The organism is Pseudomonas sp. PB103 (genome assembly GCF_009764635.1).
Classification (GTDB): Bacteria; Pseudomonadota; Gammaproteobacteria; order Pseudomonadales; family Pseudomonadaceae; genus Aquipseudomonas.
The window spans coordinates 75,847-101,531 of sequence record NZ_RWIL01000050.1; the positions used below are offsets into that span (position 1 = coordinate 75,847).

The following is a 25,685-nucleotide window of genomic DNA, read 5'->3' on the forward strand; positions in this document are numbered from 1 at the left end:
CAGAGGACAATGTCGCAAAAGCCCCACCCCAAGGAGCCCCAGAATGTCCGTTCCAAAAACGATGTTTCAACTCAGCGGTCGCGGTTACGCAGCGGCCACACTGAGCCATGCCACCGTGGTCATCATCGATGCCCAGAAAGAATACCTCAGTGGCCCGCTGGCCCTGAGCGGCATGGACGCGGCCGTCGCGAACATCAAACAAGTGGTTGCCGCAGCCCGTGCAGCCGGTCGGCCGATCGTGCACGTGCGTCACCTCGGCACCGTCGGTGGCCTGTTCGACCCGCAGGGCGAACGCGGCGAATTCATCCCCGGCCTGGAGCCGCAAGGTGATGAAACCATCATCGGCAAACTGTTGCCGAGCGCGTTCCATGGCACCGAGCTGTTGGATCGTCTGCAAAACCTCGGCTCGCTGGACTTGATCGTCTGCGGTTTCATGAGCCATTCCAGCGTCAGCACCACCGTGCGCGCGGCGAAGAACCTGGGTTTCCGCTGCACTCTGGTGGAAGACGCCTGCGCTACTCGCGACCTGCCGTTCAAGGGCCGCGTGCTCAGCGCAGAACTTGTGCAGGAAGCGGAAATGGCGATCATGGCCGACAACTTCGCCACCCTCGCCTTGACGCAAGACTTGATCTGATCCGCTCTGATGAGCGGCTCACCGCGCCGCTCATCCGCAAAACCCTCTCATTTGCCGCAAATGCCATAGCCTCAGGAACAACCCGGTCAACTCCCGGTCGAAGGGCCGATACTCATTGAGGAAGGTCGGAATGAAGTTATCCGATGGATTTGACGCACGCCGCTTGCGGCCCAAAGGCCAAAGCAACTGGCGTTTTCGCTTCGGCGCGGCGATCGCGGCCATTCTGGCCACGTTCGGCGTGCTGCTGGCATTGGCCGGCGCCGCCAGCCTGATCGGGCACCCACCGGCGCTCGGTGATTTGAACGCTACACCGATGGGTTCGGCGATCATTCTGGCGGTCGGTTTGCTGTTCGTGTATTTCGGTGTCGCGCTGTGGCGTCGCTGCCGTCGTCGCGCACGGCAATCGCGGGAGCTGAACATGTCCCCGCACCTGATGAAAAAACACGACTGAATCACCGGCCTGGCTTTTTGCCGGGCCGTTTTGTTTCGACTTGGGTAAACTGGCCGCCCTTCGCGGAGGCTGACATGCAAGACGACGATTTTTCCCTGTTCAAAAACGAGCTGCGCGGCGTCAAGCCGATCAAGCACGATCGCGCCGATACCGGCAAACCCAAGACTGACCGCGCACAGATTGCCAAGCTGCGCCAGTCGGCCACCGTGCGCACCGAAACCACCACCGTAGATGGTCTGTCCGATCAGTTCGTGATCGACGTCGGCCCGGAAGACGAGTTGATGTGGTCGCGCGACGGCGTGCAGGAAAGTCAGATGCGCAAGCTCAAGGTCGGCCAGATTCCGTTTGAAGGCAGCCTCGACCTGCACGGCATGAGTGTCGAAAAGGCCCGCGAAACCCTTTGGGCGTTTCTCGCTGAGGCGACAAAATTCGAAATCCGCTGCGTGCGCGTCACCCACGGCAAAGCGGTGCGTCTGGACGGCAAACGGCCGATGATCAAAAGCCACGTCAACACTTGGCTGCGCCAACATGCGCAAGTGCTGGGTTTCTGCTCATGCCAAGCGAAACACGGCGGTGCCGGCGCGGTTTATGTGATGCTCAAGCGCACGATGATGGAAGGCCGCGACGAATAATCCCGTTAGCTATGAGATTCGCCTTCGCCGCCCTCTGAAGCCCCGCATCGTTAGTCATGATGCGGGGCTTTTTTATACTAAAGCTGTTCGAATGACGGAGCTGAACAGCAGCTTTCGGCAATCGGCTTTGCACCCACTGCCAGCGCCCGCCGCGTTAAGCGCGATTCAATGAGTGACAGGCGACAGCGCATCGTTGGCTGACGATGAGGGCACATAAACTGAATTGCTCAGCTCGTGTTCCTCTTGATGAGCCTTCTCGATGCGATACGTAAGTTCTTCTTCAAGGTTCTCATAGTCGACGTTTTTGCCGTCTTCGTCGCGCAGACCACCATAGTTGAACACGACAAGATGCTTACGAAAGCCTTTGCCCTTACGCGCACTTGGCATCTTGAAAAAGATCTTCCACCGGCTGTCATTAAAGTTCGGCAGGGTGTCAGCCTTTTCGGCAATGATATGAAGTACCGTATTGAGCTGCATCTGAGCTATCCCGCTGTACGACTCGACCTCTGTGGCTTCAATCGATGTGTAGGGAACTAACCCATCAGCATTGAAAAACCAGATGCCTTTGTCCTTGAGGATCATCAACGTTTGCGAACCCGCGTTGCGGTTCAGCCACGCCATGCCCAAGTACCATATCGAACACACCAACAGCAGCCCAGCGATGCCATTGGACTCCATACGGAATCCCTGGATCGCCATAACCAAGAATAAAATGCCACCTAACAGAGCTCTCACAGGCACGCGGCGACGTTCAGTAAATGCCATATCATTGATTGAACTTTTCATGATTTTCCTTTGGCTAGTAGGCGCGAAAATCGCATCCTGGTCATGCAAAAGGCCCCTTCGGGCCGTTGTTTTAAATGAATCTTTTACCCAGCATTTTTTGCCTGTGAACGCCAAGGCTCAGCCTCGACACGCAGCAGCTCTCTGGCTTCTTTACAGGGGTGGCCCGTTGCGTCAGTGACACCTTTACGGGTCATTAGAGGCAGCGAGAATGGCAAGTGCTGCCATAGCAAAAATGACGGTTCAGGATTTTACTCGATAAAATCGCTGACGTGAGAGATCTACTCTGGCGCGCTGGATGTCGGTGAGCGTTTCGGGGCAGGTTATTTTCTGCCATTCAGACACCTGTCGCGAACTGAGCGCCCATTTGAACTCACGGACAAACTCTTCCAGGCCGCACTGATCGAATTGGGGATTCGCGCCCGCCGGCCATACAACTGCCGACACACATACGCTACCATGTGCCTCATGGCGGGTATGAACCCTGCGTTTATTGCCACTCAGCTTGGTCATAGCGTTCAGATGTTGCTATCGACTTACGCCCGACGCATCAATCCCAGCACCGACTGGGGTGAACTCGGTAAGCTCGAAAACAGCTCGATTGGCACAAAATTGGTACAGGCAGAAACAGTACCCCTCTGAAACCCTTATGGAATCAGCCCCTGTGACACTGGAACAGAACTACACCGCGATCCTCGGCCAACTGGGCGAGGACGTCTCCCGCGAGGGCCTGCTCGACACGCCGAAGCGTGCCGCCAAAGCCATGCAGTACCTCTGCCGCGGTTATGAACAGACGCTCGAAGAGGTCACCAACGGTGCCCTGTTCAGCTCCGACAACAGCGAAATGGTGCTGGTCAAGGACATCGAGCTGTACTCGCTGTGCGAACACCACCTGCTGCCGTTCATCGGCAAGGCGCACGTTGCGTACATCCCGAGCGGCAAAGTGCTGGGCCTGTCGAAGGTCGCGCGGATCGTCGACATGTACGCCCGCCGTCTGCAGATCCAGGAAAACCTCAGCCGCCAGATCGCCGATGCGGTCCAGCAGGTGACCGGCGCGCTGGGCGTGGCCGTGGTGATCGAGGCCAAGCACATGTGCATGATGATGCGCGGAGTCGAGAAGCAGAATTCGTCGATGATCACTTCGGTGATGCTCGGTGAGTTCCGCGAAAACGCTGCCACCCGCAGTGAGTTTCTCAGCCTGATCAAGTAACGCGCAGCACGAAGAAAACCGGCATTCATCGCCGGTTTTTTTTCGCCCGTGAAAAATCGGGTAAGCTGCGCGCCTTTCTTTATTTGCACCGTGAGGCTTTCAACGTGTTCGTCAAAGCGCTTCGTGTCGGCCTCGGCCAACTGGTTATCTTCATCGACTTCATCACCCGCCCGGGCAAGAAAAAACGCCCCGCTGCTGCGCAGGCTCAGGTGGATACGGCGGCCAAGGATCTGACGTTGTATCAGTTCCACGCCTGCCCGTTCTGTGTGAAAACCCGCCGTACTTTACGTCGCCTGAATGTGCCGGTAGCGCTGAAGGATGCGAAGAACAATGAGCAGGATCGCCAGGCGCTGCTGGAACAGGGTGGTCGGATCAAGGTGCCTTGCTTGCGCATTGAAGAGAATGGACAGACGACGTGGATGTATGAGTCGAAGGTGATTATTGATTATCTGGATAAGCGATTTGCTGCGGTCTGATGGTTGGGCGCAGTTGCTGATGGTCCCATCGCTGGCAAGCCAGCTCCCACAGTGATCTGTGGCGTTCACAAAACCTGTGGGAGCTGGCTTGCCAGCGATGAGGCCCTCTTGGCCAACACTAATATCAGACAAAAATAAACCGGCCCATGAGCCGGTTTATTTGTTTTATCAGGCCGCTTCATCCAACTGCGCCTGGCGCACCACCGCTGCCAATCGCTTAAGCCCTTCATCCAGCCGCGCCGGATCAATATGGCTGAAATTCAAACGCAAGTGCCCATGATGATTATCCGGCTCCGGGAAGAACGGTTCGCCCGGCATAAATGCCACATCATTGGCCAACGCCTCATTCAATAGCGTTCGCGTATCCAGCGGTTGCTTCAACGTCAGCCAGAAAAACAGCCCGCCCTGCGGCATGTTCCAATCTGCCAAATCGGCAAAATGCGTTTCCAGTGCCGATTGAAACGCATCGCGCCGCTGGCGATAGAACCCACGCAGTTCACTCAAATGCTGCTGATATTTCTCTGTGCCGATCCATTGCAGCGCCTGCCACTGACCAATGCGATTGGTGTGCAAGTCCGCTGATTGTTTGAGCTTGAGCAGGTGCGGGAACAGATCCGGGCTGGCGATCAGGTAGCCCACGCGCAAACCCGGCAGCAAGGTTTTTGACACGGTGCCGGTGTAGATCCAGCTGGATTTCTGCAAGCGTGCGGCAATCGGTTTGGCACTGCCGCCGTCGAAGGTCAGCTCACGGTAAGGCTCGTCTTCGACCAGGGTCACGCCGAACTCGTCGAGCAGCGCTGCGACCGCTGCGCGCTTGGCTTCGCTGTAACGCACGGCGGACGGGTTCTGGAACGTCGGGATCAGGTAGATGAGCGCCGGACGATGTTGTTCGAGACGACTGCGCAGTTGCGCCAGGTTCGGGCCATCGGACTCTTGCGGCACGGTCAGGCAGTCGGCGCCGAACAGCTGGAAGATTTGCAACGCAGCAAGATAGGTCGGCGCTTCGAGCAGGATTTCCGTGCCCTTGTCGATGTACAGCTTGGCCGCCAGATCGAGGGTTTGCTGGGAGCCGCTGACCACCAATACCTGACTCGCCTCGCATTGCAGGCCAAGCGCCCTCGCCTCCGCCGCCAACGCTTCGCGCAACGCCGGCTCGCCTTCGCTCATGCCGTATTGACCGAGCGCCAGCGGCATGTCGGCCCATTCGACTTTCGGCAGCATGGCTTCGGCTGGCAAGCCGCCGGCAAACGACATCACCTCGGGGCGCTGGGCAGCGGCGAGGATTTCACGGATCAAAGAACTTTTAAGGCGCGAGACACGTTCGGAAAAAGCCATGGGGGTCACCGGTAGCGAGGCGGACGAAAAATAAGTCAAACTGATTGACTGAAATTACGACAGCTTGAGCGAGTACGTCAACATGCTTGACCTTAAAAACCCTGCAAGCCAACAACAGGCGATGGAAGCGTTTTTCTTCGGCTATCAGGCCTTCACCGCCAAAGCTGACGAAATGCTCGAGCGCCGCGGGTTGTCGCGGGTGCATCAGCGCATTGTGTTTTTCATCGCGCGGTACCCGAATTTGAGTGTGAAGGAATTGCTGGGGTTGCTCGGCGTGAGTAAACAGGCGCTGAACATGCCGTTGCGGCAGTTGCAGGAAATGCACCTGGTGGACAGCGTGGCCTCGGAGACGGACAAGCGAAAGCGGCTGCTGGCGTTGACGGCCGAAGGCGCGAAGTTTGAGCAGGCGTTGCGGCGTGAGCAGGTGAAGTTGCTGGAGCGGGTGTTTGCCGAGGCTGGGGAGGCGGCGGTGAATGGCTGGTTGGCGGTGAATCTGGCGTTGGGGAACAGTCAGGCAGTTCTTGATTGACTGTTCGGGCCTCATCGCTGGCAAGCCAGCTCCCACATGTTTTGTGTGCGCCACAGATCAATGTGGGAGCTGGCTTGCCAGCGATGGGGCCCTCAAGGGCGATATATCACTAACGACGGAACTTTCGTAAACAAAACCAAAAACAATATTTGCTTTATTTGTACACAAAAGCATAATCCACAGCGTGCGAGTTCCTGACCGCATGGTCAACAAATTCGCAAGTGCCTCAAAGGGCCGCTGCCACCCCTCATGGGTCCGGCCCTGGAAATAACAATAAAACTCTTGAGGAGTACTCGCTGTGGAAAGCCGCAAATCCGAAGCATCGACGCTGGATCTCTCGCCGCCGTTACGCACAGGCCTGCTGGAGCGCTTGTTTAAACTCAGCTTGCATGGCACCACGGTGAAGACCGAGCTGATTGCCGGTCTGACAACCTTCATCACCATGGCTTACATCATCTTCGTCAACCCGAACATCATGGCCGATGCCGGGATTGATCACGGTGCGGCGTTCGTCGCCACCTGTATCGCCGCCGCACTGGGCTGCCTGTTGATGGGCCTGTACGCCAACTGGCCAGTCGGCCTGGCGCCAGGCATGGGCCTCAACGCATTTTTCACTTATACCGTGGTTGGCACCATGGGCTACAACTGGGAAACCGCGCTCGGTGCGGTGTTTGTCTCTGGTGTGTTGTTCATGATCCTGACCTTCTCGCGGATTCGTGAGTGGCTGCTCAACAGTATTCCGGTCAGCCTGCGCTTTGCGATGGGTGCCGGTGTTGGTTTGTTCCTCGGTCTGATCGGCCTGAAAACCGCCGGCATTGTTGTCGACAGCCCGGCGACGCTGATCAAGCTCGGCTCCCTGCGTGAGCCCGGCCCGCTGCTCGCCGCCATCTGCTTCCTGATGATTGCGATCCTCAGCTACCACAAAATCTTCGGCGCGATCCTCATCAGTATCATCACCGTGACCCTCGCCGGTTGGGGCCTGGGCATCGTGCATTACGAAGGGATCATGTCGACGCCGCCAAGTCTGGCGCCGACCTTCATGGCGATGAACGTGGCCGGCGTATTTAACGTCAGCATGATCAGCGTGGTGTTGGCCTTCCTCTTTGTACACATGTTCGACACCGCCGGTACGCTGATGGGCGTTGCCCAACGCGCCAATCTGGTCGGCCCGGACGGTCGCATCGAAAACCTCTCCCGCGCGATGAAAGCCGACAGTGCTTCCAGCGTATTCGGTGCGGTGGTTGGTGTTCCTCCAGTAACAAGCTACGTAGAAAGTGCTGCCGGTGTGGCCGCTGGTGGTCGGACTGGTCTTACCGCAGTGACCGTAGGTGTGCTATTTATAGCGGCAATGTTTTTCGCACCGCTGGCCGGCATGATTCCCGCTTACGCCACCGCCGGTGCACTGATCTATGTAGCGATGCTGATGATGGGCGGCATGGCCCACATCGAGTGGGACGAAGCCACTGATGCCATTCCGGCAATCGTCACCGCCATCATGATGCCGCTGACCTTTTCGGTCGCCGACGGTATCGCACTGGGCTTCATCACCTACGTGGCGCTGAAGGCCGGTACCGGCAAGTACAAGGAAATTTCCGTGAGCCTGTGGGTGCTCTGCGCGATCTTCATCGCCAAGTTCATCTTCCTGTAAGCGCTACGCGGTTCAGGCTTCAAAACGGCCTCACCCTCACGGGTGGGGCTTTTGTGCATTTTTCAATACAACAAAAAAGGAGGAAAGTGATGAGTCTGGAAACCTGGCTGCTGTTCAGCGGCGCTGCGTTGGTGGTGATCCTGATTCCGGGGCCGCTGTCATTGCTGATGATCAGCAACAGTCTGAATTACGGTCTGCGCCGTTCTTACCCGGCGTTTTTGGGCGGCGTGATTGCCTCGATCTGTTTGCTCAGTGCGTCGGCTTTGGGGCTTGGCGCCCTGCTGTTGGCGTCGGAGCAGTTGTTCAGCGCGTTGAAAATCGTCGGTGCGCTGTATTTGTTCTACCTCGCCTGGCAGAGCTGGCAGCAATCGCGTCAGCCGTCGGTGGGCGCAGAAGTGCCTCAGGCGGCACCGACTCCGCGCTTTCGCACCTTGTTCGGGCGTGCGTTTGTGCTGGGTGCGAGCAATCCGAAGGACATTCTGTTTTTCGCCGCATTTCTGCCGCAGTTTCTGAGCGCGCAGCAGCCGTTCCTGCCGCAGTTGCTGATCATGATTGCGACCTGGGTGGTGCTCGATCTGTGCTGCAAACTGGCTTATGGGCTGGGCGCACATGGCGCGGCGCGGTATTTGCGCAGTGGTAAAGGTCAGAGTTGGTTCAACAGGGTGAGTGCCGGGTTGTTCAGTGGCGCAGGTGCCGCGTCCCTGTTGAGCCGTTGAAAGCATCGCTGGCAAGCCAGCTCCCACAGGTTCAGGGGTGTTCACATTTTTTGTGTACGACCCGGACACTGTGGGAGTGGCGCGGGCGCCGCGTCCCTGTTGAGCCGTTGAAAGCATCGCTGGCAAGCCAGCTCCCACAGGTTCAGGGGTGTTCACATTTTTTGTGTACGACCCGGACACTGTGGGAGTGGCGCGGGTGCCGCGTCCCTGTTGAGCCGTTGAAAGCATCGCTGGCAAGCCAGCTCCCACAGGTTCAGGGGTGTTCACATTTTTTGTGTACGACCCGGACACTGTGGGAGCTGGCTTGCCAGCGATGGCGTCAGACCGGACAGCACTTTTCTCCAGGCAAAAAAAAGCCCGCAGTGTGGGCGGGCGAAAGACCAAAGAAGCTATATGCGCAGTCGCTTCCCGGTGGGGGCAGCTGCTTGGGGGTCAGCTGCCCCGGTACGTGGAATAGCTGTACGGCGAAATCAGCAACGGAACATGGTAGTGATCCTGTTCGGCAGAGATGCCGAAGCGCAGCACAACCACGTCCAGGAATGCCGGTTCCGGCAACTGAACACCACGGGCGCGGTAGTAATCGCCCGCGTGAAACTGAACCTGATAAACGCCGGTAAGATAATCATCGCCTTGCAGCAGCGGTGCATCGACCCGGCCATCGCTGTTGGTTACGGCACTGGCGACCAATTCCAGTTGCGAACCTTCAACGCGGTACAGCTCGACCTTGATCGAACTGCCCGGGCAACCGTGTGCAGCGTCCAAAACGTGTGTTGTCAAACGTCCCATTGATTCTGCGCGCCTGCCTGCGTGGAGCAGTCAGACTTCGCGCCTCCCGAAGTCAGTTGAAAAGGAGACCGCACCGATTCGGAGCACGAAAAGCTGCGGCGAGCGACTGATTAAGACACTTTTCAAAAAAATTGTACACAATAAAAACGACATTTTTCACACCACCCCCGCCATTCGGGGCTTTCCTGCCGATTGGCCAGCCATACGCCTATTCATTGAACCTCCTATCCATTAGCTGACTGGTCAGGCAGGTTTCTTGCAGGCTCAAGCCATTAACAGCAAAAGATGACAGTCGGTGAAAAATGCGAAAATTCAGGCTTACAAATTGCGATTAAAGTTGTATACAATCAGCCCATCGCTGTGACGCCAGCCTGCCAGGCCGCCACACACATCTGTCAACGAATAAGAAGGAAGACTGCAGTGAGCGCTGACTACCCACGCGACCTGATCGGTTACGGCAGTAACCCTCCTCACCCACACTGGCCGGGCAATGCCCGCATCGCCCTGTCCTTCGTACTCAATTACGAAGAAGGCGGCGAGCGCAACATTCTGCACGGCGACAAAGAATCCGAAGCCTTCCTGTCTGAAATGGTTGCTGCTCAGCCGCTGCAAGGCGCGCGCAACATGAGTATGGAATCGCTTTACGAGTATGGCAGCCGTGCCGGCGTCTGGCGGATCCTGAAACTGTTCAAGGAATTCGACATTCCGCTGACCATCTTCGCCGTCGCCATGGCCGCCCAGCGCCACCCGGACGTGATCCGCGCGATGGTCGATGCCGGCCACGAGATCTGCAGCCACGGCTACCGCTGGATCGACTATCAGTACATGGACGAAGCGCAGGAACGCGAGCACATGCTCGAAGCGATCCGCATCCTCACCGAAATCACCGGCGAGCGCCCACTGGGCTGGTACACCGGCCGCACTGGCCCGAACACCCGTCGTCTGGTCATGGAAGAAGGTGGTTTCCTCTACGACTGCGACACCTACGACGATGACCTGCCCTACTGGGAACCGAACAACCCGACCGGCAAGCCGCATCTGGTGATCCCTTACACCCTCGACACCAACGACATGCGCTTCACGCAAGTGCAGGGTTTCAACAAGGGTGACGACTTCTTCGAATACCTCAAAGACGCGTTCGACGTGCTCTACGCCGAAGGCGCTGAAGCACCGAAAATGCTCTCGATCGGTCTGCACTGCCGCCTGATCGGCCGTCCGGGTCGCATCGCCTCGCTCAAACGCTTTATCGAATACGCCAAAAGTCATGAACAGGTGTGGTTCAGCCGTCGCGTCGACATCGCGCGTCACTGGCACGAAACCCAGCCGTACCAAGGGGCCGCCAAATGAGCCGCTTTCAAACCCTGCAACCGTCGACCCTGAGCCGCGACGCTTTCGTCAAAGCTTTCGCCGACATCTACGAACATTCGCCATGGGTGGCCGAGAAGGCCTACGACCTGGGCGTGGACGCTTCGATCGACGAGATCGAAACCCTGCACCAGCGCATGAGCGACATCCTGTTGAGCGCCGATCACGCCAGTCAACTGGCACTGATCAACGCTCACCCGGACCTGGCCGGCAAAGCTGCCGTCCAGGGCCAACTGACCGAAGCCAGCACCAATGAACAAGCTGGCGCCGGTATTCACCAATGCACGGCCGAAGAGTTCCAGCGCTTCACCGAGCTGAACGACGCCTACAAAGCCAAGTTCAAGTTTCCCTTCATCATGGCGGTAAAAGGCAGCAACCGGCATCAGATCCTCGCGGCGTTCGAAACGCGCATTCACAATTCGCAAGACACCGAATTCAAATGCGCGCTGGCGGAGATCAACAAGATCGCCCTGTTCCGTTTACTGACTCTTTAGCAAGCCTGGCCCGAGCATGTCAGACGCGGAGAATGCCCAGGGCCTCGCAAGCATCCCCAGCCACTTATTTAAAGGCAGACAAGAAGAATGAAAGCTTACGCCGTACCTTTCGAAAAATTCGTCAACCTGGCCGATGCCCGTCTGGGCACCAAAATCATCTCGGTCACCGATGACTGGTTCGCAGACGCCAATCGTCTGTTCCAACCGACCCCGGCCGTATGGAAGGAGGGCGTGTTCGATGACAACGGCAAGTGGATGGACGGCTGGGAATCGCGCCGCAAGCGCTTCGAAGGCTTCGACAGCGCAGTGATCCGTCTGGGCGTACCGGGCTCGATCAAAGGCGTGGACATCGACACTTCATTCTTCACCGGCAACTTCCCGCCATCGGCCTCTCTGGAAGCGTGCTTCCTGGCCTCGGGCGAGCCTGACGAAAACACCCAGTGGACTGAAGTGCTGTCGGCCGTCGAGCTGCAGGGCAACAGCCACCACTATCACGAAATCAGCAACGACCAGGCGTTCAGCCACCTGCGCTTCAACATCTACCCGGACGGCGGTGTTGCCCGTCTGCGTGTGTACGGTGTGCCGCATCGCGACTGGTCGGCCGTTGGCGACAACGAGCAAGTCGATCTGGCAGCAGCCCTCAACGGTGGCCGCGCCCTCGCCTGCTCCGACGAACACTTCGGCCGCATGAGCAACATCCTCAACCCGGGCCGTGGCATCAACATGGGCGACGGCTGGGAAACTGCACGTCGTCGCACGCCGGGCAATGACTGGGTGATCGTCGCGCTGGGTCACCCGGGCGAGATCGAGAAGATCGTCGTCGACACCCTGCACTTCAAAGGCAACTACCCGGACACTTGCTCGATCCAGGGCGCGTTCGTCAAGGGCGGTACTGACAGCCAGATCGAAACCCAGTCGCTGTTCTGGCGCGATCTGCTGCCAAGCCAGAAGCTGGAAATGCACGCCGAGCACACTTTCGTCGAGCAGATCAAAGCACTGGGCCCGATCACCCACATCCGCCTGAACGTGTTCCCGGACGGTGGGGTAAGCCGCCTGCGCGTTCTCGGCAAGGTCACTAAATAGGTTTGAACCCAATCGCTGGCAAGCCAGCTCCCACAGGTTTTGTGAACGCCACAGTCCACTGTGGGAGCGGGCTTGCCCGCGATGGCGATAGTTCTAACAACACAGAATTCGGATAAGAAGAACAGCATGCGCACACTAACGATTGAACCGCTGAGCAAAGAAGCCTTCGCCCCTTTCGGTGACGTCATCGAAACCGACGGCAGCGATCACTTCATGATCAACAACGGTTCGACCATGCGCTTCCATAAACTGGCGACGGTCGAAACCGCTCAGCCTGAGGACAACGCGATCATCAGCATCTTCCGCGCCGACGCGCAGGACATGCCACTGACCGTTTGCATGCTGGAACGCCATCCGCTGGGCAGCCAGGCTTTCATACCGCTGCTCGGCAACCCCTTTCTGATCGTGGTCGCGCCAATTGGCGATGAACCTGTATCAGGCTTGGTCCGCGCCTTCGTCACCAACGGCAGGCAGGGCATTAATTACCATCGCGGCGTTTGGCACCATCCGGTGCTGACGATCGAAAAGCGGGATGACTTCCTGGTGGTTGATCGCAGTGGCACAGGCAATAACTGCGATGAGCATTTTTTCAAAGAGGATGAGCGTTTGATCCTCGCCCCCCACCAATAAGAGAAGGTCTGATCACTCGACAACAAGAGTGACAGGCGAGAGGTAAAGACTGTGGAAGCACATCTGTTGGAATGGCTGAACCTGAGCGTGCGCTGGGTTCACATGATTACTGGCGTGGCCTGGATCGGCGCGTCGTTCTACTTCGTCTGGCTGGAGAACAACCTCAACCGCGTCAACCCGAAAACCGGTCTGGCCGGTGACCTGTGGGCGATCCACGGTGGCGGTATCTATCACCTGGAAAAATACAAACTGGCCCCACCGTCGATGCCGGAGAACCTGCACTGGTTCAAATGGGAAGCCTACTTCACCTGGATGTCGGGTATCGCGCTGCTGTGCGTGGTGTTCTACTCCAATCCGACGCTCTACCTGCTGGCTCCGGGCAGCACACTGAGCGGCCCTGAAGGCGTGGCCATCGGTATCGGCTCGCTGTTCCTCGGCTGGTTCATCTACTCCTTCCTGTGCGACTCGGCCTTGGGCAAACGCCCTGCTCTGCTCGGTTTCATTCTGTTCGTGCTGATCATCGGCGCGGCGTATGGCTTCAGCAAAGTGTTCAGCGGTCGTGGTGCGTACCTGCACGTCGGCGCGATCATCGGCACCATCATGGTCGGTAACGTGTTCCGCATCATCATGCCGGCGCAACGGGCACTGGTGGCGGCGATTGCCGAGAACCGCACGCCGGATCCGGCACTGCCGGCCAAAGGCTTGCTGCGTTCACGTCACAACAACTACTTCACCCTGCCGGTGCTGTTCATCATGATCAGCAACCACTTCCCGAGCACCTATGGCAGCCAGTACAACTGGTTGATCCTGGCCGGGATCGCGGTGTTGGCCGTGTTGGTGCGTCACTACTTCAACACCCGTCACGACAGCCACAAGTTTGCCTGGACGCTGCCGGTTGCAGCGGTGGGCATGATCACCCTGGCCTACGTCACCGGCCCAACGCCGATGTCGACCGCGCCGGAAGTGGCCAAGGCACCAGCAAAAATCGAGTACCAACCGCTGCCGGAAACGGCACTGGGTGGCGGCTTGAAACCGGCTGAAGCGGCACCGGCAGCCCCTGCCGAACCTGCAGCAGCACCGGCGCAGGCGTCGAATGCTGGCCCGGGTTTCGACAAGGTGCACACAGTGATCCAGGAACGTTGCGCGGTTTGCCATTCGGCCAAACCAACCAGCCCGTTGTTCAGCGCAGCGCCAGCGGGTGTGATGTTTGACACTCCTGAGCAGATCCGCCAGAACGCGGCGCGCATCCAGGCGCAAGCCATCACCACGCAGATCATGCCACTGGGCAACATCACTCAGATGACCCAGCAGGAACGTGACCTGATCGGTGCATGGATCGCCCAGGGAGCACAGACCAACTAAGCAGTAAAAGCATCGCTGGCAAGCCAGCTCCCACAGGGTTTTGCACTGCCTGTGTGGGAGCTGGCTTGCCAGCGATTGGCCGCAACGCGGTTTTTACCTGATGCAAAGAAACAGCTGTGAGCAACCCGGCAGCTGTTAATCACAAGAATAAAAAGATCCGAGGTGTTGCATGTCCGAGCTGTCCAAAGCGCGCATCCCCGACGCACCCGCCATTCAGCGATTGCCCCTTTTGCAACTGATCCTGGTCGGTTTGCAACATGTTCTGCTGATGTACGGTGGTGCCATCGCGGTGCCGCTGATCATTGGACAGGCCGCTGGCCTGAGTCGTGAAGAAATTGCCTTCCTGATCAACGCTGACCTCTTGGTCGCCGGTGTCGCCACCATCGTGCAATCCATGGGCATCGGCCCGATGGGCATTCGCATGCCGGTGATGATGGGCGCCAGTTTTGCCGCTGTCGGCAGCATGGTCGCCATGGCCGGCATGCCCGGTATCGGCCTGCAAGGCATCTTCGGCGCGACGATCGCCGCCGGTTTCTTCGGCATGCTCATCGCGCCGTTCATGTCCAAGGTCGTACGCTTCTTCCCGCCTCTGGTGACCGGCACGGTCATCACCTCGATCGGTTTGTCGCTGTTCCCCGTGGCCGTGAATTGGGCCGGCGGCGGTGCTGGCGCCGCGCAATTCGGCTCACCGATTTATCTGGCCATCGCCGCACTGGTGTTGGGCACTATTCTGCTGGTCCACCGCTTCATGCGCGGTTTCTGGGTGAACATTTCCGTACTGATCGGCATGTGCTTCGGCTACATCCTGTGCGGCGTGATCGGTATGGTCGACCTCAGCGGCATGGCCAATGCGCCATGGATTCAGTTCGTCACCCCGCTGCATTTCGGCATGCCGAAATTCGAACTCGCGCCGATTCTGTCGATGTGTCTGGTAGTGGTGATCATCTTCGTCGAGTCCACCGGGATGTTCCTCGCGCTGGGCAAGATCACCGGCCAGGAAGTCTGCCCGCGCATGCTGCGTCGCGGCTTGTTGTGTGATGCTGGCGCCTCGTTTGTCGCCGGTTTCTTCAACACCTTCACCCACTCCTCGTTCGCGCAAAACATCGGCCTGGTGCAGATGACAGGCGTGCGCTGCCGTTCGGTGACCATCGTTGCCGGTGGCTTGCTGATCGTCCTGAGCCTGCTGCCGAAAGCGGCATTTCTGGTGGCATCGATTCCACCGGCAGTACTCGGCGGCGCAGCGATTGCGATGTTCGGCATGGTCGCCGCGACCGGCATCAAGATTCTGCAAGAAGCCGACATCGGTGACCGCCGCAACCAGTTGCTGGTCGCGGTGAGCATCGGCATGGGCCTGATCCCGGTGGTGCGCCCTGAGTTCTTCGCGCACCTGCCGCTGTGGATGAGCCCGATTACCCACAGTGGCATCGCCATGGCAACCCTCAGCGCGCTGACGCTGAACCTGCTGTTCAACATTCTCGGCGGCAAAGAGCGCGCGGCCATCAACGACTGCCACGCACACCAGCACTGACAGCAAGACGATTTTCCCCTGTGGGAGCGGGTTCGCTCGCGAAAGCGATATGACATTCAACCCATCAGTTGACTGAAAGAACGCCTTCGCGAGCAAGCTCGCTCCCACAGGGATGTGCAACACCCTGCCTCAACAATAAAAACAAGAGGGAGCAACAGATGATTCGCACGCAAACCAACGTGTTGTTGAGTGGCGGCCTGCTGGCCGCGAGTCAAGCCATGGCCGGCGATTTAATGCTGTGGCAGACCAACAGCCTCAGCTACCTGTACGGCAAGAATTTCGCGATCAACCCGTCGATCCAGCAGACGGTCACATTCGAGCACGCCGACAAATGGAAATACGGCGACAACTTCCTGTTCGTCGACAAAATCTTCTACAACGGCGAAGAAGACCGCAACAAAGGCCCGCACACCTTCTACGGTGAATTCACCCCACGCTTTTCCTTCGGCAAGATCTTCGACCAGAAGATCGAATTCGGCCCGATCAAAGACGTGCTGCTGGCGATGACCTATGAGTACGGCGAAGGTGAAAGCGAGGCCTATCTGATCGGCCCGGGCTTCGACCTCAAGGTGCCCGGCTTCAACTACGTGACCCTGAATATCTTTCGCCGCCAGACCGAAGGCCCACGCCCCGGCGACGGTGTGTGGCAGATCACCCCGGGCTGGTCCTACAGCTTTCCCCTGGGCAATTCCGATGTGCTGATCGACGGATACCTGGACTGGGTGGTCGACAACGACGAGAACTCGCGCGGCACCTATCACGCCAACCTGCACATCAATCCGCAGATCAAATATGACCTCGGCAAAGCCCTCGGCTGGAGTCAGAAGCAGCTGTACGTCGGCACCGAATACAGCTACTGGAAGAACAAATACGGCGTCGAAAACACACACAATTTCGACACCAATCAGAACACCGCCAGCCTGCTGGTGAAGGTGCACTTTTAAGATGGCCCGCAACCGTGCTCCATACCTGTCGTCGGTGCTCTGTTGCGGGGCACTTGAGAGCTGGCCGAGGAGTCAGTATTCTCCGCGGCCTCATGAATTCGGTCTAAAAAAAAGCCCGGATTTAATTCCTGACCGACGGGCCAACTTATCCCGGCCCCGGCCAGTACCGAGGCATCCCGAAAACACGCTCAATCGACTGTTTTTCAGCAGCCGACGGGCGTTTTTTTGCTTTTCGAAAAGCCTTGGCCCAGCTCTTGCTAACAGCATGAAAGCTGACCAATCGGATGACTTTTGCAGCAACGAAAAAAGGCGCCACACCAGAGCGCCGATCTTAAAAAAATAAACGTGGAACACCTACTTTGGGAGCAACCGAATGAAACGTATGTGCACCAGCCTGATGCTCGCGGGATCGATGTTGGCCGGCGGCCAGGCCATGGCCGATGGCCTGCTGCAGTGGCAGAACAACAGCCTGACCTACCTTTACGGTAAAGACTTCAAGGTCAACCCTGCGATCCAGCAGACCGTCACCTTCGAGCACGCCGATGCGTGGAAGTATGGGGACAACTTCCTGTTCGTCGACAAGATCTTCTACAACGGTGACAAGGACTTCAACAACGGCCCGAACACCTACTACGGCGAGTTCCAGCCACGCATATCGCTGGGCAAGGTACTCGACCAGAAGATCGAATTCGGCCCGATCAAAGACGTCCTGCTGGCGATGACCTACGAGTTCGGCGAGGGTGACACCGAGTCCTACCTGATCGGTCCAGGTTTCGACCTGGCCATCCCGGGCTTCGACTACTTCCAGCTGAACTTCTATCAGCGTCACACCGAAGGCTCGCGCCCGGGTGACAACGTCTGGCAGATCACGCCGGTCTGGTCCTACACCATCCCGGTTGGCGACTCCAACGTGCTGATCGACGGTTACATGGACTGGGTCGTCGACAACGACGTCAACAACCGTGGCGAATACCACGCCAACCTGCACTTCAACCCACAGGTCAAATACGACTTGGGCAAGGCGCTGAATTTCGGCGAGAAGCAGCTGTACGTCGGTGTTGAGTACGACTACTGGAAAGACAAGTACGGGATCGACGACACCCGCGCGTTCACCACCAATCAGAACGTGACCAGCTTCCTGGTGAAGTTCCACTTCTGATGCTGCTGTAAGTGGCGTCTGCAAAGACGCCATCGCTGGCAAGCCAGCTCCCACAGGGTTTTGTGCCGCACACAATTGTTGCGTTCACCCAGAAACCTGTGGGAGCTGGCTTGCCAGCGATTGTCGCACCACAAATCTCAGGCGGAAGTCACCGCCTCGCTTATCCCCAAAAACCGGCACAACTCCTCGCGTTTGGCCAACGCATCGCGCCGTCCCAGATCAATCAACTCGCTGCAATACCCCGCCTCGAACAGCAGATAACTCAGCACCCCCGCCCCACTCGTCTTCGTCGCCCCCGGCCCACGCAAAAACAGGCGCAACGCCGCCGGCAATTCCTGACGATGCCGCGCCGCGATCTCATCGATCGGCTGACTCGGCGAAATCACCAACACCTCCACCGGCGCCACGCCCAACTCGCGCGTCGGCGTGCCGACGGGCATCAGATGGCTGAACTGGTTGAGACGCTGCAGCAACTCGATGTCACTCTCCAGACTGTCAATGAACGTGCTGTTGAGCATGTGCCCGCCGATCTGCGCGAGTGTCGGCTGTTGCCCCGTGTAAGTGCGCTCCAGCGGCTGCTGCGGATCAACGCCGCGCGGGTTGCCGCTGACGCCGACCACCAGCACCCGACTGGCGCCCAGGTGCAACGCCGGACTGATCGGTGCCGATTGCCGCACCGCGCCGTCACCGAAATATTCATCACCGATCTTCACTGGCGCGAACAACAGCGGAATCGCCGAGCTGGCCAATAGATGGTCGACCGACAATTGCGTCGGCACACCAATGCGCCGATGCCGCAGCCACGAATCAATCTTGCCGCCGCCCTGGTAGAACGTCACCGCCTGCCCCGATTCGTAGCCGAACGCGGTCACCGCCACCGCGTGCAATTGCTTGCGCGCGATGGATTCGGCAATGCCGGGCATGTGCAGTTTTTCATTGAGCAGCTCGCGCAGCGGCGAACTGTTGAGCAGCGCCACCGGCAGATGCCGACCGAGGCCAAGCAAACTGTGACTGACAAAGCGGCTGGCCTGACGGATGACGCCGGGCCAGTCACTGCGCAGCACGCGATGGCTGCGAAAGCCTTGCCAGAACAAGGTGAGGCGTTCGATGGCGGCACGAAAATCGGTGGCGCCGCTGGCGAGGCTGACCGCGTTGATCGCCCCGGCCGAGGTGCCGACGATCACCGGAAACGGATTGTCCGCGCCCAATGGCAACAGTTCGGCAATCGCCGCCAGCACCCCCACCTGATACGCCGCCCGAGCCCCGCCGCCGGAAAGAATCAAACCTGTGACCGGTTCAGCTGGGCTCATCGCAACGCTCCATGGTGCTTGTCAGTTATTTTTTCAGCGGCGTTTGGCGTACAACTTCGGCTCGCCCGGTGGCCGGCTCTTGAATCGACGATGCGCCCACAAGTATTGCTCCGGGCAATCGCGCAACACGCCTTCAACCCATTGGTTGATACGGATGCAGTCGGCTTCTTCGGTTTCGCCCGGGAAGTCTTCCAGCGGCGGATGCACGACCAGTCGATAACCACTGCCATCGGCCAGACGCTCCTGCGTGAACGGCACCACCAGCGCCTTACCCAGGCGAGCAAACTTGGTGGTCGCGGTCACGGTTGCGGCCTGAATGCCGAACAGCGGCACGAAGATACTCTGCTTGGCGCCGTAGTCCTGATCCGGCGCGTACCAGATCGCCCGACCGGAACGCAGCAGCTTGAGCATGCCGCGCACGTCGTCGCGCTCCACCGCCAGCGAATCGAGGTTGTGCCGCTCGCGGCCCTGACGCTGGATGAAGTCGAACAACGGATTTTTGTGCTCGCGGTACATGCCGTCGATGGTGTGCTGCTGACCGAGCAACGCCGCGCCGATTTCCAGGGTGGTGAAATGCACCGCCATCAGGATCACGCCTTTGCCTTCGCGCTGGGCTTTTTGCAAATGCTCCAGACCTTCGACGTGGGCCAGTTTGGCCAGACGCTCACGCGACCACCACCAGCTCATCGCCATTTCGAAAAAGGCGATGCCGGTGGAGGCGAAATTTTCCTTGAGCAGGCGTTTGCGCTCGGCGGCGGATTTTTCCGGGAAGCACAATTCCAGATTGCGCTTGGCAATGCGCCGTCGGTCGCCGGCGAAGCGATACATCAACGCACCCAAAACTCGACCGATGGTCAGCAAGGCCGGATAAGGCAGCTGCACGATCAGCCACAAAAGCCCCAGGCCGCACCAGAGCGGCCAGAAGCGCGGAGCAAGAAATGCTTTTCGAAAACGCGGGCGATCCATTAAAGCTTCCGTAAATACAGTGGCCGCGCATTCTACATCGTTCGACCCGGCTTGCGGCCTGCGGGCGTTCTCGTTATAAGTCTCGGCACTTTTAGTGACAAGCCGTTGTATGCCGACATGAGCCAAACCGAACCGTTAGACCAAGATCCCGTATTCCAGCTCAAGGGCAGCATGCTGGCCATTACTGTGCTGGAACTGGCCCGTAACGACCTCGACAGCCTCGATCGGCAATTGGCCGCCAAAGTCGCGCAGGCGCCGAATTTCTTCAGCAACGCGCCGCTGGTTCTGGCGCTGGACAAGCTGCCGCCGAGCGAAGGCGCCGTTGATCTGCCGGGCCTGATGCGCGTATGCCGTCAACATGGCCTGCGCACCCTGGCGATTCGCGCCAGCCGCATCGAAGACATCGCCGCCGCCATCGCCATCGACATCCCGGTGCTGCCGCCGTCCGGTGCCCGTGAGCGGCCGCTGGAAATGGCCGAGGCCGAAGTCAAAAAGAAGCCGGAAAAACCGCCTGAGCCGACCGTCAAACAGACCCGCGTCATCACTACGCCAGTACGTGGTGGCCAACAGATATACGCGCAGGGTGGCGATTTGGTCGTGGTGTCCTCGGTCAGTCCGGGGGCGGAACTTCTTGCCGATGGCAACATCCATGTATACGGCCCGATGCGCGGTCGGGCGCTGGCCGGCGTGAAGGGTGATACCAAGGCACGGATTTTCTGTCAGCAATTGAGCGCTGAACTGATCTCCATCGCCGGTCATTACAAGGTCTCCGAAGATTTGCGCCGCGACCCAATGTGGGGCTCGGGCGTACAGGTCAGCCTGTCGGGCGACGTGTTGAACATCATTCGGCTTTAACGGATACTGCCGCATTTTCCAAGCATCTCTAAAACGTAGCGAAAACGGCTCAAACGAAGTAGGAAAAAGGCCAAAAGCCGAATTCCAGCCAAGGCTGTCCGACTGCAGTAGTTTTCAAGAGATGTTTTTCAGGGGCTAAAAAGTCCTTCTTCCTTAGGGGTGAAACACCTTGGCCAAGATTCTCGTGGTTACATCCGGCAAGGGTGGTGTGGGTAAGACCACCACCAGCGCCGCTATCGGTACCGGCCTCGCTCTGCGCGGCCACAAAACAGTGATCGTCGACTTCGACGTGGGCTTGCGTAACCTTGACCTGATCATGGGTTGCGAGCGCCGCGTGGTGTATGACTTCGTCAACGTGGTCAACGGCGAAGCCAACCTGCAACAAGCGCTGATCAAAGACAAGCGCCTGGAAAACCTCTACGTACTGGCCGCCAGTCAGACCCGCGACAAAGACGCGCTGACTGTCGAAGGCGTGGAAAAAGTCCTGATGGAGCTCAAGGAACAATTCGAGTTCGTCGTCTGCGACTCCCCGGCGGGCATCGAGAAAGGCGCGCACCTGGCCATGTACTTCGCTGATGAAGCGATCGTCGTGACCAACCCGGAAGTGTCCTCGGTACGCGATTCGGACCGCATGCTCGGCCTGCTGGCGAGCAAATCGCGTCGTGCCGAACGTGGCGAAGACCCGATCAAGGAACACCTGCTGATCACCCGCTACCATCCAGAGCGTGTGGAAAAGGGCGAAATGCTTGGCGTTGAAGACGTCAAGGAAATCCTCTCGGTAACCCTGCTCGGCGTGATCCCGGAATCCCAGGCGGTGCTCAAGGCATCCAACCAGGGCGTACCGGTGATTCTCGACGACCAGAGCGATGCCGGTCAGGCTTACAGCGATACCGTCGACCGTTTGCTGGGCAAAGAAAAAGCCCACCGTTTCCTCGATGTCGAGAAGAAGGGATTCTTCGAGCGCCTGTTTGGAGGTAGGTAATGAACCTTTTTGACTTCTTTCGTGCCAACAAAAAGCCAAGTACCGCCTCGGTAGCGAAAGAGCGTCTACAGATCATCGTGGCGCATGAGCGCGGCCAGCGCAGCACGCCGGATTACTTGCCAGCCTTGCAGAAGGAACTGGTCGACGTGATCCGCAAGTACGTCAACATCGGCAACGACGACGTACATGTTGCACTGGAAAGCCAGGGCAGTTGCTCGATTCTGGAACTCAACATCACCCTGCCCGATCGCTGAGTCGATCCGGCAGTCGCTACGGCGGCTCGGGCTGTTGATGCTCGTGTAGGAGTTGCCGAAGGCTGCGATCTTTTGATCTTTCAACGTCAAAAGATCGCAGCCTTCGGCAGCTCCTACAGGGTTATCAGCAGTCCCGAGCCGCCGTTGGCATTTGTAACGAGGCTGTTTTAATGCCGTTGTCCAACATCCGCATCATCCATCAGGACGCCGCCGTACTGGTGGTCGACAAACCAACGTTGCTGCTCTCGGTGCCCGGTCGCGCCGACGACAACAAGGATTGCCTGATTACCCGCCTGCAGGAAAACGGCTACCCGGAAGCGCGCATCGTCCATCGCCTGGACTGGGAAACCTCCGGCATCATTCTGCTCGCGCGTGACGCCGACACTCACCGCGAACTGTCACGCCAGTTTCACGACCGTGAAACAGAGAAGGCCTACACTGCCCTGGCCTGGGGACAACCGGAACTGGACAGCGGCAGCATTGACCTGCCCCTGCGCTACGACCCGCCGACCAAGCCGCGCCATGTGGTTGATCACGAATTCGGCAAACACGCGCTGACCTTCTGGCGAGTGCTGGAACGTTGTGGCGATTGGTGCCGCGTCGAACTGACGCCGATCACCGGCCGTTCACACCAGTTGCGCGTGCACATGTTGTCGATCGGTCACCCGCTGCTCGGCGACGGGCTCTACGCCCACGAACAAGCCCTCGCCGCCTGGCCGCGCCTGTGCCTGCACGCGAGCATGTTGAGCTTCACCCACCCGCAGTCCGGCGAGCGTTTGCGTTTCGAATGCCCGGCCCCGTTCTAAGGATGGCCTGACCGGCCGTCCTGTTGTTGGAAAGGATTTTGTTTCGGATGAGTTGTATCGATTCCCTGGCGACACCCCTCAAGAAAGTCCGTCACCAGTTGCTGTATCTGATCTACGGCAACCAGGACGTCTACCGCCGCGAAGCCAAGTTCAGCATCCTCACGGTGCTGTCCCAGGCCAAGGACGGCAAGATCCCGGCGATCAGGATTCTGACCGACCGCCCGCAAGACTATGCCGGCTGGCCGGTCGATACCGTGCTGCTCGACGAAGCGACCCTGACGCGCTGGCAAGGCGTGCACGGCTATCACCATCGGCGCAAGGCCTGCGCCATCGCGGCCGGCATGCAACTGGCGGAGAAAACACTGTTCGTCGACACCGACACACTGTTTACCAGCCACCCGCAGCGCCTCTTTGAATTGATCGAGGCGAACCGCTCGGTGATGGATCGCTTCGAGTACGACTGGCAAGACGTCCACGAACGCCGCGATTACCTGAAACTCGGTCGCGACCTGCGCGCTCACGGCGTGACACCGGACAACGGCTTCAAGCTCTACAACAGCGGCCTGTGCGGTATCACCGAAAGCGATTCAGCACTGTTTGAAGAGTCGATCCGGCTGATCGATGAATGGACGGCGGGCGGTTTCGAGATTCACACCATCGAGCAGATCGCCCTGTCGTACGCCATGCGCGGGCGTGAGGTGGTGGAAGCGCGCAAGCACGTTTATCACTACTTCGCCGAGAAGCGCTTCTTCCATGCGATGCAGACGTACTTCTTCTCTCAGCATGGCGAAACGTTCAGCCAGCGCCTGGTTGATCTGTGCAGCGATGTGCCACGGGTCAAGCCGTTCCCTTCGGCCTGGCAGCGCCTGAAAATCAAATGGAAGCTGCGCAACCAGAGCGGCGCCATGCGCAAGGTCGGACGTGATTTGCTGTACGGCAGCGCGGCGCCGGATGGTCCGTATTACAGCGCCTGCCGGCATGAATGGTGGGAATGCGCCTCGCGGGAGATTCTGCGCTGGGACGAAAGCCGGCAGAAGAAATTGCTGAACCAGAGTCGCTGGCCAAAACAGCTGCCGCGTCCGGACAAACCTGAAGACGAAAAAGTCATCATGAACTACCTGAAGAAACGCGTACTTACCCCCCGCTGAACACCGCTCCCTTTGTAGGAACAAAGCTTGCTCGCGAAAGCGTTCAGTCATTCAGCAAAGATGTTGCTGACCCGACGCCTTCGCGAGCAAGCTCGGCTCTTACAGGATTGGCGGGTATTAAACGAAGCAGGCATCAGGCAGCCCCCACAGGGTTTGTGTTGGCCAACAACGACCACATGTCATGTCCAAACCCTCGGGCCGATGCGTTAAACTCCCGGCCATTGCTGTCTGGAGCTTCTTATGCGCGAAGAGTTGAACCAAGGCCTGATCGACTTCCTCAAGGCCTCCCCTACCCCGTTCCACGCCACTGCCAGTCTTGTTCAGCGTCTGGAGGCCGCCGGTTTCGTGCGCCTCGACGAGCGCGAGCCGTGGAACACCGAAGCGAACGGCCGCTATTACGTCACCCGCAATGATTCCTCAATCGTCGCGATCAAAATGGGCCGTCACTCGCCACTGCACGGCGGCATTCGCCTGGTCGGCGCACACACCGACAGCCCGTGCCTGCGCGTCAAGCCGCAACCGGAACTGCAACGTCAGGGTTTCTGGCAATTGGGCGTTGAAGTCTATGGCGGTGCGCTGCTGGCGCCGTGGTTCGACCGCGATCTGTCGCTGGCCGGGCGCGTGACCTTCCGCCGCGACGGCAAGGTCGAAAGCCAACTCATCGACTTCAAGGCACCGATCGCGATCATTCCCAACCTGGCCATTCACCTCAACCGTGAAGCCAATCAAGGCTGGGCGATCAACGCGCAGACCGAACTGCCGCCGATCCTCGCGCAATTCGCCGGTGACGAGCGCGTCGACTTCCGCGCCGTGCTCACCGATCAACTGGCCCGTGAACACGGCTTGAATGCCGACGTGGTGCTGGATTACGAGCTGAGTTTCTACGACACACAAAGTGCTGCGGTGATTGGCCTGAACGGCGATTTCATTGCCGGCGCGCGCCTCGACAACCTGTTGTCGTGCTACGCCGGCCTGCAAGCGCTGCTCACCGCCGAAACCGACGAAACCTGCGTGCTGGTCTGCAACGACCACGAAGAAGTCGGCTCCTGCTCGGCCTGCGGTGCTGATGGCCCAATGCTTGAGCAGACCCTGCGTCGCCTGCTGCCGGAAGGCGACGAGTTCGTCCGCACCATTCAGAAATCCCTGTTGGTCTCGGCCGACAACGCCCACGGCGTACACCCCAACTACGCCGAGAAACACGACGCCAACCACGGCCCGAAACTCAACGCCGGCCCGGTGATCAAGGTCAACAGCAACCAGCGCTACGCCACCAACAGCGAAACCGCCGGCTTCTTCCGCCACCTGTGCATGGCCGAAGAAGTGCCGGTGCAGAGCTTCGTGGTGCGCAGCGACATGGGCTGTGGCTCGACCATCGGCCCGATCACCGCCAGCCACCTGGGCGTGCGCACCGTCGACATCGGCTTGCCGACCTTCGCCATGCACTCGATCCGTGAACTGTGCGGCAGCCACGACCTGGCGCACCTGGTCAAAGTGCTGAGCGCGTTCTACGCCTGCCAGGAACTCCCGTAACCCCCCTGTAGGAGCTGCCGCAGGCTGCGATCTTTTGATGTTGTTTTTAAGATCAAAAGATCGCAGCCT

General features: G+C 58.8%; 27 protein-coding genes and 2 pseudogenes. 23 read left to right on the plus strand and 6 right to left on the minus strand.

Going from position 1 to position 25,685, the window contains the following annotated elements:
- Positions 1-43 precede the first annotated feature (43 nt).
- The 3 genes from EJA70_RS09995 (at position 44) to EJA70_RS10005 (ending at position 1,717) form a co-directional block, all read left to right on the plus strand.
- Positions 44-634 carry a cysteine hydrolase family protein gene (locus EJA70_RS09995; protein WP_053118675.1) on the plus strand — a complete coding sequence of 197 codons (591 nt, stop codon included), beginning with the start codon at positions 44-46 and terminating at the stop codon, positions 632-634.
- Positions 635-764: 130 nt separating this feature from the next.
- Positions 765-1,085 (plus strand): hypothetical protein, encoded by a 321-nt coding sequence (locus tag EJA70_RS10000; protein WP_008080917.1) that lies wholly within the window; start codon positions 765-767, stop codon positions 1,083-1,085.
- 74 nt (positions 1,086-1,159) lie between these two features.
- Positions 1,160-1,717: a Smr/MutS family protein gene (locus EJA70_RS10005; RefSeq protein WP_008080915.1), complete on the plus strand. Its 558-nt coding sequence runs from the start codon at positions 1,160-1,162 to the stop codon at positions 1,715-1,717.
- A gap of 165 nt (positions 1,718-1,882) precedes the next feature.
- On the opposite strand, the gene EJA70_RS10010 is transcribed toward EJA70_RS10005, so the two are convergent.
- Together EJA70_RS10010 and EJA70_RS10015 are read right to left on the minus strand one after the other, a co-directional pair.
- Positions 1,883-2,503 (minus strand): hypothetical protein, encoded by a 621-nt coding sequence (locus EJA70_RS10010; RefSeq protein ID WP_158830640.1) that lies wholly within the window; start codon positions 2,501-2,503, stop codon positions 1,883-1,885.
- A 285-nt stretch (positions 2,504-2,788) separates the two neighbouring features.
- Positions 2,789-2,893, minus strand: a pseudogene (locus EJA70_RS10015) (DNA adenine methylase); the annotation flags it as partial.
- Between EJA70_RS10015 and EJA70_RS31080 the strand changes: the two are divergent.
- The 3 genes and pseudogenes from EJA70_RS31080 to EJA70_RS10025 all read left to right on the plus strand — a co-directional run.
- Positions 2,894-3,142: pseudogene (locus EJA70_RS31080) on the plus strand (site-specific integrase); the annotation flags it as partial.
- 22 nt (positions 3,143-3,164) lie between these two features.
- On the plus strand, positions 3,165-3,710 hold the full coding sequence (gene folE / locus EJA70_RS10020; protein WP_010456659.1) for a GTP cyclohydrolase I FolE: 546 nt from the start codon (positions 3,165-3,167) through the stop codon (positions 3,708-3,710).
- A gap of 104 nt (positions 3,711-3,814) precedes the next feature.
- On the plus strand, positions 3,815-4,186 hold the full coding sequence (locus tag EJA70_RS10025; protein ID WP_158830641.1) for a glutathione S-transferase N-terminal domain-containing protein: 372 nt from the start codon (positions 3,815-3,817) through the stop codon (positions 4,184-4,186).
- A 168-nt stretch (positions 4,187-4,354) separates the two neighbouring features.
- On the opposite strand, the gene EJA70_RS10030 is transcribed toward EJA70_RS10025, so the two are convergent.
- The gene (locus EJA70_RS10030; RefSeq protein WP_158830642.1) at positions 4,355-5,521 is read right to left on the minus strand and encodes a PLP-dependent aminotransferase family protein; all 1,167 of its coding nucleotides are present in this window, start codon (positions 5,519-5,521) and stop codon (positions 4,355-4,357) included.
- Positions 5,522-5,603: 82 nt separating this feature from the next.
- On the opposite strand from EJA70_RS10030, the gene EJA70_RS10035 reads away from it, so the two are divergent.
- From EJA70_RS10035 to EJA70_RS10045, 3 genes are all read left to right on the plus strand, one after another.
- Entirely contained in the window at positions 5,604-6,050 is a 447-nt protein-coding gene (locus EJA70_RS10035) for a MarR family winged helix-turn-helix transcriptional regulator (protein ID WP_064391200.1), read from the plus strand.
- Between the two features lie 298 nt (positions 6,051-6,348).
- Positions 6,349-7,698, plus strand: a complete 1,350-nt coding sequence (locus tag EJA70_RS10040; RefSeq protein WP_158830643.1) for an NCS2 family permease — start codon at positions 6,349-6,351, stop codon at positions 7,696-7,698.
- Positions 7,699-7,787: 89 nt separating this feature from the next.
- The gene (locus EJA70_RS10045) at positions 7,788-8,414 is read left to right on the plus strand and encodes a LysE family translocator (RefSeq protein ID WP_158830644.1); all 627 of its coding nucleotides are present in this window, start codon (positions 7,788-7,790) and stop codon (positions 8,412-8,414) included.
- Positions 8,415-8,846: 432 nt separating this feature from the next.
- Here the strand turns inward: EJA70_RS10045 and uraH are convergent, their stop codons facing one another.
- A complete protein-coding gene (gene uraH / locus EJA70_RS10050; RefSeq protein ID WP_158830645.1) occupies positions 8,847-9,200 on the minus strand; it encodes a hydroxyisourate hydrolase in 354 nt (117 codons plus the stop codon).
- Positions 9,201-9,620: 420 nt separating this feature from the next.
- Here uraH and puuE point away from each other — a divergent pair, with 420 nt between their 5' ends.
- The 8 genes from puuE (at position 9,621) to EJA70_RS10090 (ending at position 17,765) form a co-directional block, all read left to right on the plus strand.
- Entirely contained in the window at positions 9,621-10,547 is a 927-nt protein-coding gene (gene puuE, locus EJA70_RS10055; RefSeq protein WP_034151757.1) for an allantoinase PuuE, read from the plus strand.
- On the plus strand, positions 10,544-11,059 hold the full coding sequence (uraD, locus tag EJA70_RS10060) for a 2-oxo-4-hydroxy-4-carboxy-5-ureidoimidazoline decarboxylase (protein WP_008080897.1): 516 nt from the start codon (positions 10,544-10,546) through the stop codon (positions 11,057-11,059). The genes puuE and uraD overlap by 4 nt, the downstream gene beginning before the upstream one ends.
- An 87-nt stretch (positions 11,060-11,146) precedes the next feature.
- Positions 11,147-12,142 carry an allantoicase gene (gene alc / locus EJA70_RS10065; RefSeq protein ID WP_158830646.1) on the plus strand — a complete coding sequence of 332 codons (996 nt, stop codon included), beginning with the start codon at positions 11,147-11,149 and terminating at the stop codon, positions 12,140-12,142.
- Between the two features lie 126 nt (positions 12,143-12,268).
- Complete coding sequence (locus tag EJA70_RS10070; RefSeq protein ID WP_077571770.1) at positions 12,269-12,772, plus strand: ureidoglycolate lyase; 504 nt, start codon at positions 12,269-12,271, stop codon at positions 12,770-12,772.
- A 51-nt stretch (positions 12,773-12,823) separates the two neighbouring features.
- Positions 12,824-14,134 (plus strand): urate hydroxylase PuuD, encoded by a 1,311-nt coding sequence (locus EJA70_RS10075; RefSeq protein WP_158830647.1) that lies wholly within the window; start codon positions 12,824-12,826, stop codon positions 14,132-14,134.
- Positions 14,135-14,303: 169 nt separating this feature from the next.
- Complete coding sequence (locus EJA70_RS10080; protein ID WP_158830648.1) at positions 14,304-15,662, plus strand: nucleobase:cation symporter-2 family protein; 1,359 nt, start codon at positions 14,304-14,306, stop codon at positions 15,660-15,662.
- Positions 15,663-15,820: 158 nt separating this feature from the next.
- On the plus strand, positions 15,821-16,606 hold the full coding sequence (locus tag EJA70_RS10085; protein ID WP_158830649.1) for an outer membrane protein OmpK: 786 nt from the start codon (positions 15,821-15,823) through the stop codon (positions 16,604-16,606).
- A 373-nt stretch (positions 16,607-16,979) separates the two neighbouring features.
- Positions 16,980-17,765, plus strand: coding sequence for an outer membrane protein OmpK (locus EJA70_RS10090; RefSeq protein WP_129391263.1), 786 nt, complete (start codon positions 16,980-16,982; stop codon positions 17,763-17,765).
- A 137-nt stretch (positions 17,766-17,902) separates the two neighbouring features.
- On the opposite strand, the gene EJA70_RS10095 is transcribed toward EJA70_RS10090, so the two are convergent.
- Together EJA70_RS10095 and EJA70_RS10100 are read right to left on the minus strand one after the other, a co-directional pair.
- Positions 17,903-19,075, minus strand: coding sequence for a patatin-like phospholipase family protein (locus tag EJA70_RS10095; RefSeq protein WP_158830650.1), 1,173 nt, complete (start codon positions 19,073-19,075; stop codon positions 17,903-17,905).
- 33 nt (positions 19,076-19,108) lie between these two features.
- Positions 19,109-20,041, minus strand: a complete 933-nt coding sequence (locus EJA70_RS10100; protein WP_158830651.1) for a lipid A biosynthesis lauroyl acyltransferase — start codon at positions 20,039-20,041, stop codon at positions 19,109-19,111.
- Positions 20,042-20,158: 117 nt separating this feature from the next.
- Between EJA70_RS10100 and minC the strand changes: the two genes are divergently transcribed.
- The 6 genes from minC (at position 20,159) to EJA70_RS10130 (ending at position 25,616) form a co-directional block, all read left to right on the plus strand.
- Positions 20,159-20,896 (plus strand): septum site-determining protein MinC, encoded by a 738-nt coding sequence (gene minC / locus EJA70_RS10105; protein WP_045123115.1) that lies wholly within the window; start codon positions 20,159-20,161, stop codon positions 20,894-20,896.
- Between the two features lie 169 nt (positions 20,897-21,065).
- Positions 21,066-21,878: a septum site-determining protein MinD gene (gene minD, locus EJA70_RS10110; RefSeq protein ID WP_007913953.1), complete on the plus strand. Its 813-nt coding sequence runs from the start codon at positions 21,066-21,068 to the stop codon at positions 21,876-21,878.
- The gene (gene minE, locus EJA70_RS10115) at positions 21,878-22,132 is read left to right on the plus strand and encodes a cell division topological specificity factor MinE (RefSeq protein WP_003223146.1); all 255 of its coding nucleotides are present in this window, start codon (positions 21,878-21,880) and stop codon (positions 22,130-22,132) included. Before minD ends, minE begins: the two co-directional genes overlap by 1 nt.
- Positions 22,133-22,302: 170 nt before the next feature.
- Complete coding sequence (locus EJA70_RS10120) at positions 22,303-22,938, plus strand: RluA family pseudouridine synthase (RefSeq protein ID WP_008080882.1); 636 nt, start codon at positions 22,303-22,305, stop codon at positions 22,936-22,938.
- Between the two features lie 47 nt (positions 22,939-22,985).
- Positions 22,986-24,086: a hypothetical protein gene (locus tag EJA70_RS10125; protein WP_158830652.1), complete on the plus strand. Its 1,101-nt coding sequence runs from the start codon at positions 22,986-22,988 to the stop codon at positions 24,084-24,086.
- A 240-nt stretch (positions 24,087-24,326) separates the two neighbouring features.
- Positions 24,327-25,616: a M18 family aminopeptidase gene (locus tag EJA70_RS10130; protein ID WP_008080878.1), complete on the plus strand. Its 1,290-nt coding sequence runs from the start codon at positions 24,327-24,329 to the stop codon at positions 25,614-25,616.
- Positions 25,617-25,685 lie beyond the last annotated feature (69 nt).

What these genes read in the sequence shown, in the direction of transcription:
- EJA70_RS10120 (WP_008080882.1), top strand. Translation starts at nt 22,303, where the DNA reads ATGCCGTTGTCCAACATCCGCATCATCCATCAGGACGCCGCCGTACTG.
- minC (WP_045123115.1), top strand. Translation starts at nt 20,159, where the DNA reads ATGAGCCAAACCGAACCGTTAGACCAAGATCCCGTATTCCAGCTCAAG.
- EJA70_RS10090 (WP_129391263.1), top strand. Translation starts at nt 16,980, where the DNA reads ATGAAACGTATGTGCACCAGCCTGATGCTCGCGGGATCGATGTTGGCC.
- EJA70_RS10100 (WP_158830651.1), bottom strand. Translation starts at nt 20,041, where the DNA reads ATGGATCGCCCGCGTTTTCGAAAAGCATTTCTTGCTCCGCGCTTCTGG.
- EJA70_RS10045 (WP_158830644.1), top strand. Translation starts at nt 7,788, where the DNA reads ATGAGTCTGGAAACCTGGCTGCTGTTCAGCGGCGCTGCGTTGGTGGTG.
- EJA70_RS10080 (WP_158830648.1), top strand. Translation starts at nt 14,304, where the DNA reads ATGTCCGAGCTGTCCAAAGCGCGCATCCCCGACGCACCCGCCATTCAG.
- EJA70_RS10000 (WP_008080917.1), top strand. Translation starts at nt 765, where the DNA reads ATGAAGTTATCCGATGGATTTGACGCACGCCGCTTGCGGCCCAAAGGC.
- EJA70_RS10030 (WP_158830642.1), bottom strand. Translation starts at nt 5,521, where the DNA reads ATGGCTTTTTCCGAACGTGTCTCGCGCCTTAAAAGTTCTTTGATCCGT.
- EJA70_RS10130 (WP_008080878.1), top strand. Translation starts at nt 24,327, where the DNA reads ATGCGCGAAGAGTTGAACCAAGGCCTGATCGACTTCCTCAAGGCCTCC.
- EJA70_RS10005 (WP_008080915.1), top strand. Translation starts at nt 1,160, where the DNA reads ATGCAAGACGACGATTTTTCCCTGTTCAAAAACGAGCTGCGCGGCGTC.
- alc (WP_158830646.1), top strand. Translation starts at nt 11,147, where the DNA reads ATGAAAGCTTACGCCGTACCTTTCGAAAAATTCGTCAACCTGGCCGAT.
- EJA70_RS10085 (WP_158830649.1), top strand. Translation starts at nt 15,821, where the DNA reads ATGATTCGCACGCAAACCAACGTGTTGTTGAGTGGCGGCCTGCTGGCC.
- uraH (WP_158830645.1), bottom strand. Translation starts at nt 9,200, where the DNA reads ATGGGACGTTTGACAACACACGTTTTGGACGCTGCACACGGTTGCCCG.
- EJA70_RS10070 (WP_077571770.1), top strand. Translation starts at nt 12,269, where the DNA reads ATGCGCACACTAACGATTGAACCGCTGAGCAAAGAAGCCTTCGCCCCT.
- uraD (WP_008080897.1), top strand. Translation starts at nt 10,544, where the DNA reads ATGAGCCGCTTTCAAACCCTGCAACCGTCGACCCTGAGCCGCGACGCT.
- EJA70_RS09995 (WP_053118675.1), top strand. Translation starts at nt 44, where the DNA reads ATGTCCGTTCCAAAAACGATGTTTCAACTCAGCGGTCGCGGTTACGCA.
- minE (WP_003223146.1), top strand. Translation starts at nt 21,878, where the DNA reads ATGAACCTTTTTGACTTCTTTCGTGCCAACAAAAAGCCAAGTACCGCC.
- EJA70_RS10125 (WP_158830652.1), top strand. Translation starts at nt 22,986, where the DNA reads ATGAGTTGTATCGATTCCCTGGCGACACCCCTCAAGAAAGTCCGTCAC.
- EJA70_RS10095 (WP_158830650.1), bottom strand. Translation starts at nt 19,075, where the DNA reads ATGAGCCCAGCTGAACCGGTCACAGGTTTGATTCTTTCCGGCGGCGGG.
- EJA70_RS10035 (WP_064391200.1), top strand. Translation starts at nt 5,604, where the DNA reads ATGCTTGACCTTAAAAACCCTGCAAGCCAACAACAGGCGATGGAAGCG.
- EJA70_RS10010 (WP_158830640.1), bottom strand. Translation starts at nt 2,503, where the DNA reads ATGAAAAGTTCAATCAATGATATGGCATTTACTGAACGTCGCCGCGTG.